This window comes from Pedobacter terrae, assembly GCF_900100705.1.
Lineage (GTDB): Bacteria > Bacteroidota > Bacteroidia > Sphingobacteriales > Sphingobacteriaceae > Pedobacter > Pedobacter terrae.
In genome coordinates this window covers 162,448-178,924 of the sequence record NZ_FNCH01000001.1, presented here as the reverse complement: position 1 = coordinate 178,924, position 16,477 = coordinate 162,448, and the positions used below count along the sequence as shown (strand labels likewise).

Annotated in this window: 10 protein-coding genes and 1 riboswitch; of the genes, 2 read left to right on the top strand and 8 right to left on the bottom strand. The window is 39.5% G+C overall.

What is annotated here, in order from left to right:
- Nucleotides 1–35 precede the first annotated feature (35 nt).
- Nucleotides 36–2,078 (bottom strand): alpha-amylase family protein, encoded by a 2,043-nt coding sequence (locus BLR60_RS00765; protein WP_090496153.1) that lies wholly within the window; start codon nt 2,076–2,078, stop codon nt 36–38.
- A gap of 488 nt (nt 2,079–2,566) precedes the next feature.
- On the opposite strand from BLR60_RS00765, the gene BLR60_RS00760 reads away from it, so the two are divergent.
- Nucleotides 2,567–2,767: a hypothetical protein gene (locus BLR60_RS00760; RefSeq protein ID WP_090496152.1), complete on the top strand. Its 201-nt coding sequence runs from the start codon at nt 2,567–2,569 to the stop codon at nt 2,765–2,767.
- A gap of 125 nt (nt 2,768–2,892) precedes the next feature.
- Here BLR60_RS00760 and BLR60_RS00755 read toward each other — a convergent pair whose 3' ends face one another.
- Nucleotides 2,893–4,323, bottom strand: coding sequence for a SusD/RagB family nutrient-binding outer membrane lipoprotein (locus BLR60_RS00755; protein ID WP_090496151.1), 1,431 nt, complete (start codon nt 4,321–4,323; stop codon nt 2,893–2,895).
- Nucleotides 4,324–4,334: 11 nt separating this feature from the next.
- Nucleotides 4,335–7,502, bottom strand: a complete 3,168-nt coding sequence (locus BLR60_RS00750) for a SusC/RagA family TonB-linked outer membrane protein (RefSeq protein WP_090496150.1) — start codon at nt 7,500–7,502, stop codon at nt 4,335–4,337.
- Nucleotides 7,503–7,817: 315 nt separating this feature from the next.
- A riboswitch (SAM riboswitch) is annotated at nt 7,818–7,924 on the bottom strand.
- Nucleotides 7,925–8,060: 136 nt separating this feature from the next.
- On the opposite strand from BLR60_RS00750, the gene BLR60_RS00745 reads away from it, so the two are divergent.
- Nucleotides 8,061–9,344 carry a TlpA disulfide reductase family protein gene (locus BLR60_RS00745; RefSeq protein ID WP_090496149.1) on the top strand — a complete coding sequence of 428 codons (1,284 nt, stop codon included), beginning with the start codon at nt 8,061–8,063 and terminating at the stop codon, nt 9,342–9,344.
- Nucleotides 9,345–9,616: 272 nt separating this feature from the next.
- On the opposite strand, the gene BLR60_RS00740 is transcribed toward BLR60_RS00745, so the two are convergent.
- From BLR60_RS00740 to BLR60_RS00720, 5 genes are all read right to left on the bottom strand, one after another.
- The gene (locus tag BLR60_RS00740) at nt 9,617–11,290 is read right to left on the bottom strand and encodes a trypsin-like peptidase domain-containing protein (protein WP_090496148.1); all 1,674 of its coding nucleotides are present in this window, start codon (nt 11,288–11,290) and stop codon (nt 9,617–9,619) included.
- A gap of 143 nt (nt 11,291–11,433) precedes the next feature.
- Nucleotides 11,434–12,567 (bottom strand): TlpA disulfide reductase family protein, encoded by a 1,134-nt coding sequence (locus tag BLR60_RS00735; protein ID WP_167354654.1) that lies wholly within the window; start codon nt 12,565–12,567, stop codon nt 11,434–11,436.
- Nucleotides 12,568–12,708: 141 nt separating this feature from the next.
- Complete coding sequence (locus tag BLR60_RS00730) at nt 12,709–14,127, bottom strand: PKD-like family lipoprotein (protein WP_167354653.1); 1,419 nt, start codon at nt 14,125–14,127, stop codon at nt 12,709–12,711.
- Nucleotides 14,128–14,137: 10 nt separating this feature from the next.
- Entirely contained in the window at nt 14,138–14,947 is an 810-nt protein-coding gene (locus BLR60_RS00725) for a DUF4843 domain-containing protein (RefSeq protein WP_090496145.1), read from the bottom strand.
- A 29-nt stretch (nt 14,948–14,976) separates the two neighbouring features.
- Nucleotides 14,977–16,467 carry a RagB/SusD family nutrient uptake outer membrane protein gene (locus BLR60_RS00720; protein WP_090496144.1) on the bottom strand — a complete coding sequence of 497 codons (1,491 nt, stop codon included), beginning with the start codon at nt 16,465–16,467 and terminating at the stop codon, nt 14,977–14,979.
- Nucleotides 16,468–16,477 lie beyond the last annotated feature (10 nt).

Here is a 16,477-nt window from a genome sequence, read left to right as displayed (position 1 = left end):
TTGCTAATTTTTATAGATAAAGGGTTGATTATTGGTTATGGTTTGAGCGTGATTTTAAAGATCGCAGCATCTTTACCTGCTAAACTGAGCATTTGGTTATTTTTAAGATCTGCTGTTTTTTGATTAACTAGATTTTCAGTTTTATAAGTCGCGTTTATTTTCAACCCCATTCTCGAAAAATCGATATTAAAAACTTTTGCCTCATCGCTGTAATTAAATACAGCCAGATATTTCACATTTCCAACCAATTTTACAAATAATGGTGATGCCGATTTTCCCCTGTTGCCTTCTACCGGAACAAATGCCTTTCCGTCTTCTAAAACCTTTAGTATATCGGTATTGTTCAATAACCGTTTTGCAGTACCTGTCCATTTGCCCTGAAGAGAAAAATCATCGCCTGTAATGCAGGTACCGGTAACTATGGCAGATAAAAACCTTGCCTTATTTTCACCATCTGATTGATCAGAAAAAACCACATGATCGGCGTCGATATAATCATATAGGTAAGTTTGCCACCAACCATTACTTACACTATTTAAAGTGTACTCGGTATCTTTTATAGATTTAAAAGCATCGCAGGCAATGCGGCGTACATGTACGTACCGGCCAGAAGCCAAATTCGGAGAGATCGCAGCATACACCATCATTTTACTATCGAGCTGCTTTAGCAAAAACTCCATTCCGGTTTTATAGGCTTGCATACCAGTGGTGATTTTGGGATCGTAAAAATGATCAGATTCGATGGCCGCATGACCTAAAAAATCAATCTTGATCATTTCGAAACCACATTCTCTAAATTTCTTAATTACGGATGCGAAACGCTGCTGTGTACCCGGATGTGTTGGATCTAATGCCCTTGCGCCATCTATATCATAGTAACCATGACCAACTTTTGTCCACATTTCGGCAAAAGTATAAGCTGTTCCTTCAGCTTTGCGGTTACCACCGCCTGCAAAACCCCAATCCACAAATGGCGCCCAATAGATGCCTGGTTTTAATCCTTTAGATTTGGCGTGATCGGCAAAGGCTTTTAGTCTGGAGTAATCGCCCGTTAAACCGCCATTTAACAGATTGTCCCAATACGAATCGAGATCGATGTAAGCTACGCCGCCACTCCTGAAAGACTTTAAACTATCGGCAAAAAAATCTGTTACCTGATTCGCTTTTTCGAGTGTGATTTTTTCCTGCATGGCTCCCCAGCTGTTCCAGCCTACAGGCGTGGCTTTATTCCACTTAAAAGCAATGGGTGGTTCTGATATCCTGTTCAGTTTGGCATAAGTCTCCATGCCCAAACGCCAATCATCAAAAGCACCGAAAAATACTTTTGAAGAACTCACCGAATTGCCCTTTAAATAACCATGTGGAATTTTATCACGGGTAATATTTTCATCCGTAAAACCGCAGATGGCCTGTACGATGATTTTTTTAGTATTATCCATTGCCGTGATAACACCCGTTTTCCAGTTGCCATGTTCAATAGACCCAATCACAAAACCTTTCCGCGACTGATTATGATATAAAGCGGTAACCTCTGCACTAGGATTGGCAATATTAGCTGTTAAAGGGATAGTATTGTAAGCAATGAAAGTATCGTTATCAAAAGGTACAAATAAACTGGTAGGCAGGTCAGCATATTCCCGATCGATCAGGTTGCCGTTTAAGGGGACCATATGGTTAATCGATAAATCAACACCATTTAATACCACGCTGATGATGAAATAATTTTTACCACTGTAAGTATAAAATATTTGTTGCATGGTTGGTAAGCCAGCCCTTTTTAGCAAAAAAACGTGTTTAAACCCATTTCCAAATCCATCATGAATAGTTTTTTTACTATAGGTAATTACTTTATAATCCTTAGATCCGAACATTTTTTTTTGATATTCGGCTTGCGAGAAACCTTTTAACAACAGCTGCTTAGCACTTTCTGACACATTGAAGGTCCCGGTTTTAAGATTATAATCTATTTTACCACTTTTACCATACAGGATAATAACTGCCGAAACCTTTGTAGGAAAAAGGAATAGAATACCTAAAATGAGGTGTACCAGATGCCAGAATAAGAATCTACCAATCATATGTTTTCTAAAGTTTGACCGAAGTGATGCTGCTCAATTTTCCGTCCAATTTAACTTTTACCATTTGTGGCACTTTAAAGCTATTTTGCAAGAAGTAATTTTAATTTATGATGCTCAAATTCTTTAATTTCTGGAACAGCTTTCCTTATTCATGGAGCAATATTTGGTTTAATCGATTTATTAGTGGTTAATTATCCGAAATATATAAATTTAATAGAGATAATTGGTAAAAATTAAGAATGATGGCCATTATACACATGCATAATTTGCCACAGAGACAAAGAAAACCTAAGAAACATTCTCATTCGTTTTGTCATCCTCAGCAGAGTCGACAGATCTCACCGACTAAAATTATTAATCCAACACTAAAATCACCGATCTTCCAGATGGTAAGATCTGGCAACACATCATTTGTAACAACAGTTATTTGGTATTGTCTAAAACTTTTAACGACCTCAAAATGTTAATTTTAAAAAACAGAAAAGAACATGGGAATTTTAAGAACAGCCATTATTGGCGCAGCAGTATATGCAGGCGTAAAATATATTACGAAGAAAGATCCGATTACAGGACAATCGATCGTTGACGAATTATTAGATCGTGCACCAGAATGGGCCGATAAAGCAAAAGGTTATACAGAAGACCTGAAAAGTAGGGTGAGCAACGCCGCCGAAGATTTGGCGAAATGAATACCCGGAGAAAATAAAGAACCTGAAGAGGCTAAATATTTATTTCTCTGATCAACAAAAAAGTCCCGATTTAAACCGGGACTTTTTTTGTTTCAGTGTCAGATAGTAACATCCAACACCACAGATTAAAAAACATCAAACCAAAGTTTGGTGGTTAATAAATCTGCTCCCTGACTGCTGACTGCATTTTTATAATTCTGCCCGTTTAAGGACTGCTCGGTTCCGGGATAAATAAAGCGCACGGGAATTTTACCATTTAAAACAGTATTTACAGAGGCCGTTAACTGCGGATAGTCTAACCTTCTTTGCTCTGCCCAGGCTTCTAACCCCTGCCCAAATAAGGCGATCCATTTTTGCTCACCAATTGATTTTTTATAATTAACTGTATGATAAGCTATTCCGGATTGTTTGATGTAATCTTCAACGACAGTTCCACTAATATTATATTGTAGAAAAGATGCCCTGATGGCCTGCCTGTATAAATCTTCAGCATCCTCAGTCGTAAAACCTCTTGCGGCTGCCTCTGCCCTATCGAAAAGTAATTCTGCATAATTAAAAATTACAGCCGGTGCCTTGGCATCTAAAAAGTAAACGCCAGGTTTAGAAGAATTTGCCAAACCTATCGCACTGGCCTCAGAGTTTGTTGAACCATTGGGGATCCCGACATAACCTTGTGGTTGGTTTTCGGTTTTACTGGCATAAACCGGCAACCGTGGATCACTTAAAGAATTAAGTTTATCCACAATAGTTTTACTGATCCGGTAATCATTTCTGGTTTCAAATGAAGCCGCTACCGGGTTTTGCTGAGGCGATACATCATATTTTAGAACAGCATTTTCTGAATTACTGCTGATATAGGCACCACCTTCTGCCTGTATTTCATCAATTGTCTGTTTAGCTTTTGCCGGATCTTTATCTGCAATGCGTAAGGCAATCCGAAGACGAAGCGCATTGGCAAACTTTTTCCATGAGGTAATATTATTACTATAAATTACGTCTCCAGCAATAACTTTTCCTGCAGGATCTAAAGCGGCCTGTGCTGATTTCAAATCGCTTAAAATACCGTAATAAACATCCTTTTGCTTATCGTAAACCGGGGTAACAAACTGTTTGATCTTCCCTGCCTGCGAATAAGGAATATCGCCATAAGCATCTGTAAGTAGTAAAAATGTCCATGATCTTAGTACGAGTGCAACACCTTTATAGTTCGTATTACCCTGCGCCTCGCCCAGTTCGATGATTTTATTAAAACCCGCAATACTCTGGGCGTAGCCTGTTGACCATAATGTGGTAAAACTACTGTTCGAATAAATAAACCGGTCTTCTTCTGTGTATTGCACTTTTGCCCATTGCTGCGCAAATAGCAAACTGGAGTTCATGTTATTGGTTACGCCCCAATAAGTATCTACTGTAGCCTTGGTTGTTCCGGTAAGTAAATAATCGGGCTGTGCAATTTCTGGTGCGTTGGGGTTGATATTTACCTCATCCAATTCTTTTTTGCATGATGAAAATGCAATTGCCAAAATAGCCAGTATATATAGTTTTTTATTTTTCATGATGGAAATAGTTAAAATTTAACATTCAGGTTGATACCATAACTACGGGTACTGGGATTAGATAAACTTTCTAAACCTTGACCATTACCGGTATTAAAAGCCACTTCCGGATCGATATCAACCGTGTTGCGGTGAATAATCCACAGGTTACGGCCAACGAGCGATACCGAAACTCCTTGTAAATTTAACGGCCGGAGCCATTTGGCAGGTAAATTATAGCTTAATTTCACCTCACGGAGTTTTACATATGAAGCATCAAAAATATTTGCTTCATCAATATTTCTAAAGGTTTTGTAATACTGCTGAGCAGGTAATATCTTCTCGTTGCGTTTGCCATCAGCCGTTACCCCATCAAAAATAATCCCATCATCATACACGGTAACGCCCGTAGGGGCAGTTCCATTTACACGAACTGTTCCATTGGCTTTATCGTTACCTGGATAATAATAAGAAATACCGCCATATTCAGCCGCCCTTCCAGGAAGTGTGGAAGCTAAAACACCGGTATAAGTTCCTGTTGCGTAAGTTCCATTGTAAATAGAACCACCAAAACTGGCATCAACCAATACACCTAAACTGATGCCTTTATAACTAAAAGTATTATAAACTCCGCCAATCCAATCTGGTGTATATTTTCCCAATACCTGTTTGGTTGGGTTTGTAGCTGGTGCACCCGTAGCGTTAACAATGATGTTCCCGTTACCATCCCTTAAAAAAGCTGTACCGAACAGTGATCCATAAGGTTGACCTACCGTTGCAATCATCTGTGCCGAGTTGGTAGCCACCACATAATTGGTCAGCAATTTTTCGGCATCCAGCTCAATTACACGACTCCTGTTTGCTGCAAAATTGAAGTCTACATCCCAGGTAAAGGCTTTTTTAACTGGGGTGATGCCCAATTGTGCTTCAATCCCTTTGTTGTTTATTTTTCCGGCATTCAATAATTTCGAGCTGAAACCTGTACTCTGGCTCACATCGGCTGCTAAAATCTGGTTGTAACTATTGGTGTTATACGCACTTAAATCAAATCGTAATCTTTTATTAAAGAAAACCGCTTCAAGCCCAATTTCTGTGGAAGTAGTGGTTTCTGGCTTTAAGTTAGGATTCAGGTCGATAGAACCTGTGGTAAGCTGAGGATTGCCATAAAACGGCGCACTAAACACATAAGTATTGATTAAGCGGTAAGGGTCTGCATCTTTACCTACTTTAGACCAACCACCGCGTATTTTTAAATAGTTAAGGGCTTCACTTTTAATATCAAAAGCTTCCGTAGCCACAAAACTTCCGTTAAATGACGGGTAAAAATAAGATCTGTTCTGCGCTGGCAAGGTAGACGACCAATCGTTACGTGCCGTAATGTTGGCAAAAAGGTAATTTCTGAAACCGATCTGTCCGGATGCATAAACACTGTAAGATTTTAAACGTGATAAATTATTGGATGAAACGAGGGGATCGCGGGAGTTTTTAAGGTTGTAAAGCCCTGCAATGGCCAGTTTAGGTGCGCTCTGGTCATTTTGCTCAATATACTGCCTGCGGATGTTACCACCACCCAATAATTCTAAGCTAAAATCATCGTTTAACTGTTTGTTAAAGTTTAGGGTGACATCGGTATTATTTTCGCTTACTGTAAAGGCACTTTCTGTGTAAGAGCCAAAAGGTGTTCCATTGGTACCATAAGCGATTCTAACTTTACGCCTATCGTTGTAATAATCTGTTCCTGATCTGAAATTAAAATCAAGTCCGTCAATAATTTTATAATTAAGGGCTAAACTTCCAATAATCCGGCTACGGTTTTGCGACACGGTATTTTCGTAAGCTACCCAATATGGATTGCTGTAATAGCTATTATTCCAGTTAAATGTTTTTCCATTTTCATCCAGATAATTTTTCAATTGGTTAATATCTACCTGACGGCCAAACCAGGTAAATTGTAACATCGTACTGGTTGATCTTGAGCCACCTGTACCAGGCAAATTATCAGAACTTAGTTTGCTGTAATTCGCATTAGCCGTTAAAGTTAGTTTTGGCGTTATCTTTAGCGAAGTATTTAATACAAATGAATTTTTCCCCTGTCCGGAGTTAGGCACAATTCCAACCTGTTTCAGGTTATTGTAAGAGATCCGGTAATCATATTTTTCGCCTGCATCGGCCACAGAAACCCCATTATTTAACGAATATCCTGTTTGAAAAAAATCACGTACATTATCTGGGTGGGCTACAAATGGAACCGGCACTCCTTTTGAAAAAAACTGTGGAATTAACCTGCCGTCCATTTTTGGTCCCCAGCTTTCATCCACCCCATCATTAAGGCCTTTACCGGCGCCATCCACATAACTGAACTTACCTTCTGATCCCTGTCCGAAAGCATTTTGATATACTGGCAGGGTAAGCAAGGTTTCTAATACGGCATTAGAATTAACCTCAATGCCCAATCCTTTTTTTGATTTACCTGTTTTGGTTTTAATTAAAATTACCCCTGCGGCAGCCCTCGAGCCATATAATGCTGCTGCGTTTGGCCCTTTTAATACACTAATTGATTCAATATCCTCTGGATTGATATCTGAAATAGCATTTGCATAATCTCTCGCCCCTGCAGAATTTAACTGCGAGTTATCTACCGGAATTCCATCAACCACAAATAAAGGCTGGTTATTTCCGGCGATAGACGTTTCCCCTCTGATTACCACACGTGATGAGCCCATGCTCCCCTGACTATTGGTTACCCTAACTCCGGCTATTTTTCCAGCCAACGCATTTACCAGGTTAGATTCTTTCGCTTCAGCCAAATCCTGCCCCTTTAATTCCTGCACAGCATAACCAAGCGATTTTTTCTGTCTCGAAATTCCCAATGCCGTAACCACTACCTCATCCAGCGCATTATCGCTCGATTGAAGAATGACCGAAATAGGGCCAGCATTTTTATTGGTTGGTATTTCCTGGCTTTTAAAACCAATGTATGAAAATACTAATGTGCCTTTTTCAGGCGTATTTATCGAAAAAGCACCCTTGGCGTCAGAGATGGCAGTTTGTTTGGTTTCTTTTATAAATATTGAAACACCTGGTAAGGTTTCTCCATCGGCCGATTTTACCGTTCCGGTGATGGTTACAGTTTGAGCAAATCCCGCCTGCACAATAAAGAGCAGTATGATGAGTGCTATTGATTTAAAAAGTTTGATCATGTGTATGTTCTGATGAGTTAAAAGATAAAATTTGGGCAAAACGATTCCTAACGGCTAAAAACCGTGTTTTATTAAAAAAAAATGGAATGGTTAGATCAAAAACGCCTGTTAAAATGAAACCATCCTAACAGGGCTGGCGCATTCGGAAGGATGCATAAAGGTTTAGATAAAATGATTTTAGCTCGTCTGTTTTCTTCATTTGAATGATTTTTTTTTAATGCATAATTTAATTTCAAGAAAGCAGCCAGGGCAAAAAAAAGCACCCCTTAAAATCAGAAGTGCTCCATATATTTTAGATAAGGATAACAAACAACTGACTTAACTACCCCAGATTCATCTGGGATGGAATTAGCACCATTTCTAAAAATTAGATGGTTGCTAAGGCTTCACAGGGCCATTCCCTCCGCCTTTCTTGATAAGTATTTTAAAATAACTGGGGCAAAGGTATAACTAATTCCATTTATCCTATAGTTTTTATAGATTTTTATTAAAATATTTTTTCTTTGGTCTTTCCGTCCGTATATTTGTCGACTAAATTAGTAGATTAAAAACACCCCAATGAAATTAAAGTCCTTCCTAACCGCCATATTGGTCATATTAACATCTTTAAGTTATGCACAAAACAGTACCGTGGCCAATCAAGGGGTAACACTTAAACCTATAAAAACAAAGGCTTTTATCGCATTGGGCAAATGGCGTGGGGTGGCTAAAGTAAGAGAGGGACTCGAAATACCTTTCAATTTTGAGATCAATGAAAAAAGTGGTCAACAGAAATTGTATTTCCGCAATGCCGAAGAAAGTTTCGAAGGTGGTCTGGTCAGACAAACGTCCGATTCACTTTTTGTTAAACTGGATCAGTTTGACAATGAATTTGCATTTGCTATAAACGGCGATCAATTAACAGGAACTTTAAGAAAACAGGACAAAACCGGCAAACCCTTAATCATTGTTGCGGCGCACGAAAACTATCGTTTTAAAACGGACAAACCTGCCGCAGCAGACTATTCCGGAAGTTATGATGTGACTTTTACATCACCAAATGGGAAAGAAGAAAAAACAGTAGGTTTATTTAAACAAGCAGGAAACAAACTGACGGGAACTTTCTTGCGTGTAACCGGCGATTCGCGTTATCTGGAAGGTGTTGTGGAGGGCAATGAATTTCAACTTTCGAGTTTTATCGGCTCCTCTCCTGCTTATTACAAAGGTACTTTTCAAACAGACGGTACGCTGAAAGGTGAAGTTTTAAGCGCAAGAGGAAGTCAGCCTTTTACCGGAAACAAAAATAAAGATGCGGCCCTGCCTGATCCTTATCAACTTACCTACTTGAAAAAAGGATACAAAACACTCGATTTCAGTTTTTCTGATATAAATGGCAAAAAGATTTCCTTAAAAGATGAAAAATACAAGAATAGGGTAGTGATTTTAACCATTACTGGAAGCTGGTGTCCTAACTGTGTTGACGAAGCTACTTTTATGGCACCATGGTATAAAAAGAACAAAAACCGGGGTGTAGAAATTATTGCTTTACATTATGAGCGTTCTACTGAGCCCGAATACGCGAAAAAAGTAATGACCCGTTTCCGCGATCGTTTTGGTATAACATACGACCAAGTATTGGCAGGCACAGCAGATAAACAGGCAGTATCTGAATCATTGCCTGCACTTGATTCTTTTTTATCGTTTCCAACCACAATAATAATCGATAAACAGGGAAATGTAGCCCAGATTCATACTGGTTTTAACGGCCCTGCCACAGGTAAATTTTATGATGAATTTGTAAAAGAATTTAATACAGAAATTGATACGCTATTGAACATTGGTCGGCGAGACACCAACCAATAGCAAATTTAGATGAAGGTCCTTCGACAGGCTACCATTGACCGAATCCACTAGTTCGGTCGTCATCCGATAGCTGTCGGATCTCACGCATGCGGGAATCTTAATGCACGTTTTAAGATTCCCATCCGATAGAGCCATCGGATCAAGTTGGGAATGACTATTTCTTGATGGATATTACCTAATTAAATTTTAACTGTCAATCATATTGATTTTTTATCATAAATTATCCCTCAGGATTGACAGTTTTCAGTTAATTCAATACAGGCTATGTCAGGCTATCTCACATGCTTTAAAAAAAAATCAACAATTGTTTTCTTTGGAATCACAACTGTGCTAGTCCGGCTGAATCTGGCAATATTGATCCCATAAAAATGACCTTCCCAATCAAAAACAGGCGATCCGCAATCGCTAGCTTTAATGGCGGCATCATGTGCAAAAACAGCATTTAAACCATCCCTTCGCTCAGATTTCCCACCCTCAAATTTATCCGCAGGGTGATTAGAGACCGATTGCCCCCTACCATTCAGCTTGAAAGTTTTCTTCACCTTACCAGAAGCATTCGCCCATTCAAAAGTAACCTCGTCATCTGCCCAATATTTCATCATTTCAGGTGCAAACTCACTTGCTTTTTTGATGGCATTCCTATTAATACTGATCAGCTCATCGCCAACTTTTATCCCTGCTTTTTCTGCCGGGCTGCCTTCTTTAATTAAGGAAAATTGAACAGGGCTAGCATTGTATACCACCATGGCACCTAAATACGGCTGACTATTTATTTTTGGCAAGTTAAATAACGAGCTACCTAACACACTGCGTATTACTTTACCTGCAGGGTTTATACTGTACAACAGTTTACCCATTTCTATTTTAACGGTGTCGGTTTCAGCAATATTTAAATCAATCCCACCAGTTATGTGCTGTTCAAGCGAAAATAAAGCCAGGTCATTCTCCTGATCTTTTCCTACGACCTTAAGCGGTACGTTAACGCCATTAATAACACCTTGTGCATTTTCGCCAACCATGGTATTTTTGCTTAATAAAAACTGTTTTTTAACACCACTTGATGTTTTAATATTTAATAAACAGGCATCAATTTTCTGTTGTTGTTCTTTTATTGTGCTTGTAATAGCGAAACTATTGTTGACTACTGGAACACCAAAATCAGGATGTAACGCCTTTTGTTTGCTTTCTTTTTGTAATAGCAACAACAAGGGATCGACCTCAACACGATCCGTTTTTTCTGGAAAAGCTGTATAAAGGATTTCACTGTTCAAGGCTGTCCAATAACGGCGATAAAGATCAACAGGAATTTCAAAATTCATTTCCTCTGAAACATCTATGGCGCTGTGCAGTCCAATCACCCGGCCGCGATAGTCAAATAAAGGTCCACCAGAGTCACCAGGTTCCATTTTACAGGTTGAACGGATAAATCCATATTCATTTTTCACTTCCGCAATACTACCCAACCTTAAAGTGGGCAGGGTTTGATTCAGGCTTTCCGGATAAGAAATACTGATGCAAGGTTCATCTTTTAGCAAACTGGCCGAATAGCCCATCTCTGCAAATGGATAGGTGCCCTTATCGGTAATTTTCATCATGCCAACATCTGGGATACCCGGGGTTTCTTTATTTTCTATTTTCCCTAGCGCCACAGCAATACATTCGCGTCCGTCTGGAAAAAAAACCTTATAATTTTTTCCGGGTAAAATGGTATGTGCAGCAGTTAAAATATAACCGTCTGCACTTATCACCACGCCACTAAACTGCGCACTAGTTCTTTGCTGCTGCTGTACATCGAAACCCCACATCCGCACACTTGCCGGGTACGCTTTTTTAACCGCCTGGCTAATGGTGTATTGAAATTTTGCAACCTGCTTTTTCTGCGCAGTAGCATTTAGGCCAAACAGCAACACCAGGGTTGCTGTTATGGCCTTTATGTAGTTATTCATTATTGTTTATGATTTTTTGGCGAAGCTTAACTGTTTCCGCCCTCCACAGTTACATCGAGCTATCAGACATTTCTAATGTAGCTAAACCTACAACAGACATATAGTTAGTATCTTGTCATTATCCAAATCTGTTTGACCAATAGTTAGTTGAAAATTTCAGCAAGCTTTTTGTTTAGCGGTTCGCCACGAAGGCCGTTTCCAATAATTTTTCCCTGCGCATCTACCAGAAAACTGGCAGGCACCGCACGAACACCATATAAACGACCTACTTCGTTGTTCCAACCTTTTAGATCAGATACGTGAATCCAGTCTAAACCGTCTTTTTCTATCGCTTCCAGCCAATTCTCTTTTACATGATCCAATGAAACTGAAATAATTTCGAAACCTTTATCTTTATAAGTTTGATATTGCTTTACCAGGTTCGGATTTTCTGCCCTGCATGGGCTGCACCAGCTTGCCCAAAACTCAACCAGTACCACTTTTCCTTTAAAACTGGCCAATGAAACAGGCTTGCCAACCACATTGTTCTGGGTGAAAAGCGGTGCTGGGTTTCCAATAGCCGTAATCCCGCTTGCCGCAATACGTTGTGCCAGTTCTTTCCCCATATCGGTTTCCCGGTATTCTTTGTTTAGGGCATTGAAAATCGGCTGCACTTTAGCCACATCTACCTTGCTTCCTGCTGCTTCTGAAAGCGCCACCAAAGCGAAATAGGAAGTTGGATGTTCTTTAGCAAATTGAAACTGTTTGTCTGTTCTGTTCTGGATGTTTTTTCTGAAGCGCAGATCTACCGCTTTCATATAAACTGTATCTTTCTTTTGTTCTGGTGTTCCTTTGTTAAAATCGATATTAACCGCTTTGGTAAGCGCCATAATGGTACCCCCAATGGCTTTGTTATAGGCATCGTATTCCTGATATACCTTTGAACCGGTAAAAACAGCATTATCTAAAGAATCTTTTGAACTAATGGTAACCTGTTCTTTCCCAAAGTAAAAGTAAATGACATCACCTGTATAAACGGCCTTGTTTTTACCGCCACCTGTATGATCAAGTGCCATACGGGCATAGGCATTACCAGAAATATGTCCGGTAAATTTGAAACTTCCGTTAACCAAAGCCACGGAATCTTCGTGACTTACGCCGTTATCCATGTAATCGATATAGGCTTTTGCCGGAGCACCCAGCGTTCCTATTTTACCTGTTAAACTAAAATTTGGCGTTTGTGCCCAGCTTAAAGCTGGGAGTAAAAGAGCCAATAAAACTAATTTTATATTTTTCATTTGTATTTTTTTTTATGGTTAAGCGATATGGGTTTGTTATACTGATCTTGTTGAAGAACCTCGTTAAACACTTTTTGTAATGTTTCGACAGGCTCAACTCGACAAGCTCAGCGCGAAATTGTCTTAATAAGTCTCATCCAATTATTTTCTAATTGCAATATCCACAGGAGCTCCCGGAATACCTTCAATCTTTTTAATGAATGCACCATTCATTCCTGTTGCTATATTCAAAAAAGTAACGGTTTCTTCTGTTCCTACCATTAGCGTTTCTTCATCTTCGCTAAGTTTTAACATCGAAATTGTTTTTCCGGCAAAACTGGTCGCCAGTTCCCTCAACTCTTCATTTACCGGGTTATAGCGATAAAGCTTACTGCCATTGGCCATGTAGATTACCCCATTTTTAGCACCGCTCCATTTGGTATTTTCATTAATTAACTCCTGGCGTACAAATAAGCGTTTATGTTGTGGCGTAAAGGTAAATGGTCCATTAAACTGAACATTAAACTTGAGTTCATAAATTTTGCCATCGGTTCCTTTGCAATAAGCAAAACAATCTGCGTTGTTAAGTTGCTCCATATGAACAAGATCCATCCCAACATTTAGCGGATCAAAAACATTGGCAGTAACCGAATATTGGGTACCAAAGTAAACAGGGGCACCATACAGGTTAATCCGCACGAATTGTTTTCTGTTTCGGTCAAATCCGATAAAATAGGTGGCAGATTGTGTGAAACTCATTACAAAAGACGGCGCGAGTTCATAATCACCATCAGCAGGTAAACCGAACATGCCGTAAGTAGCTGCCTGATCCCAGGTACTGGTTGTGCCGCCATAAAATTTACCGTTTACAACGCCCATCATAACCCCTTGCGGATGCGAAATCAGTGAACCCACCTCCAAATTATCTGGCGACGTAAAAAAGTTATCTTTCAGCATATTGGGATATTTTGGATCTTCCTGCATGGTATTGGGCTCCAGCCTGATGCCACCATTTTTGGTAATGATCCAATAGCCCAGCAAGGTGCCCCCGGTAAACGTATTACTTAACAGGAACAAGTTGGTGGGGTTTGCGGGTAAATCTTTCGCTTGCATGGCGCGGTACAAACGGGCCTGCACACTGCCATCTGGCTTTACAAACGAAAACTGAGTGATACCATTTTCAACACTTAATACTGTTGTGCCTTTGGCAAATTCGGTCGCCCCCTCAATATAAAACTTATGGAAATATTTCATTCCATTTGCTTTATTGTAAACCGTAAGGCGGGCTGGATATCTTTTAGCCTGTAATCCGAAAATGATCTTTAATGCAGGGCCATTATATATCACATCGTTCCCCTCAATTACACTAATTCTCCACTGAAGCTCTACATTGGCGGCATCAGCCCCTTCTATTTTCGGTTTGATGATCAAACTATCTCCTACACTGGCGGTGTAAACAGAATCGAGGTTGGCCACTTTTGGCTCCAGAGGTATATCGATATCGTAATTACCCAGGTCTTTATGACATGCGGCTAAAGAAATCACGCCAATTATTAATATGATTAATTTTTTAATATTCATGTTCTTCGAATTAAATAACCTCATTGCCATTTTCATCTATAAAATAATATTTACCATTCTGCATGTTCTTTCTCAAAAGCGTTTTTTTAGCTGGGTTGCTCTTGTTGTAGAAATAATAACTATCGGTATTTCCCGCAGTAACCTCTTCTATAACATAACCTTTTGTTGCATTTTTGGCCACCCAATTAAATGGGTTGTTTAACATGGTAGTTAATAAACCTATATAATACAGGTTTTTCGGTGCATCTAGTCCATCGGTAGTAAGAGAAGTCTGCGCAGTTACCAGAATAAACAATTCATGTTTGGTTCTTGAGTAAGGCGGTAATGGCCAGGTATCCCACCAGCTCGGTTTTTCCAATTTTGATGAGAATACAACTTTTGCCCTGATCAGGTAAGGGTTTTCGATGCCGAGATCTGGCGTTCCGGTTAATTTGATCAGTATCGAAACCGATTTGTTTTCCAGTTGCCGGTCTTTATTATAAATCACTACCGGGATATAACCTATTCCCTTATTCGGAAGAATGGAATATTGCGGTTTCAAAGCTTCATAATGTAAACCGGGCGTAGCTGTAGATGAATCAGCATCAACACGGGCACTGAATTTCCGGTCAGCATCGGTTCTGATTCCTGATAAACGTACCGGCAGCCATACCGTATCCTGCGCCAGTGTAGGATTATAGGCAAAGGTTCTTACAATGCTATCTTTATCTCCATTATAAATGTCGAAATAAACATTTGCGCTGTGATCAAAACGCATTTCTTCTGCTTTCTTGCAAGAAGCCAGACAGAGAACTGCGAAAATTAATATGTATATTTTCATAATTTGCTATTAATAAATTTCAAATTGTTTTATCTGCCTCCATAAACAATCTCGTCGTTAGGAAGAGGGAGCACGAAAATGTTATCAGATGCGGGGATGATTGCTCCAGTTTGCCCTACAATCCCCCTATTTAACCTTTTATACATGTAGAACAGCTGGCCTTCCGCCAACCATTCCTTACGTGCGTCTTTAAGCAATTCTTTTAACAGGTCTTCTTCGCTATTGATGGATAAGGGATCGCCTATCTGCCTCGCCTCGCGGACTTGTGTAAGGTAATTTACTGCCGTTGTGGGATTACTTGCATATGAACACTCTGCAGCGATATAATACATTTCACTAAGTCTGATGGCAGGAGCCATCAAATAATGTAAGTTGGCATTTGCCTCAGCGCTTAAAGGGTTTCTACGGTATTTAACAATATCGTATGATCTTGATGATTGGCTCGACGTAGCAGACAACCAATATTTATAACGCGAATCACTCGCACCCGCCGTAGCCTTTTCATAAATATAATCTGCAGCATCCTCAATTAAATAAAAGCCACGGGTGCCACTTTGAAACCAGTTGTCTTTAATCTCTTTTGCAGCGCCGGGTATATACCAGCCAAAAACAAGTTCCTTATATAAAATGCGATCTTTTTTTGAATCTTCAAAAGCTTCAAAATCGCTTTTTGCAGTCCATGGAAATTTTTTAGAGTCAATTACCTCTTTTGCATTCTGTAAGGCTTTAACTTTATCGTTTTTATAAAGATATACGCGGGCAAGCGTACCACATACCGCATAGTAATTTAAACGGTGTCTTCTGTTCTGTAAAAAAAGGCTTGGGTTCCGTTCTTCAGTATTTTTGAGTGTATCGGTAACCAGGGGATAGTTTACCACATAACTGGCACTGCGGATGGGATCGACCATTAACAACTGTTTCGACTGCTCCAGATCTTTAATAATGAGATCAATCGTTTCTGATACGCTGGAAACCGGCGTAATGTCTTTGGTGTATTTATTTGCATACGGAATTCCTTTTGCAGTGGCATTTCTCAGATAAGAGGGTGCAAAAAGACGTAATAGATCGAAATGCAAATATGCTCTTAAGGCAAGCGCCTCTCCCTTCACAATGGCGTAATTGCTACCGCTAAAGATGTTCTTTTTTGCATCTACATTTTCCAGAATGAGGTTACAGTTTACAATTGCATTGTATAAACCAGCCCAAATTTTATCCTTTCGTTTAATAAATTCGCCATGTTTATAATTGTATAGTGACGTTTCCCTATAATTCTGTCCATCTTCACGCATCGAAAAATTTTGCGCCAATACTTCTGTTGTACCAAAAGTAAGCTCTTTCCCATACAAATCCGATTCGCTACTGCGGTTATAAACACCGTTTATAGCCTCCATAAAACCATTTTCGGTACTGAATAAAGTTGGTGCTGCAATTTCTGATTCAGGCTCTACTTCCAGCCATTTTTTGCAGGAGCTAAATACTCCTGTTATTACGATGAGGCAGATTAACAATCTAATCTTCATATTTTTATAT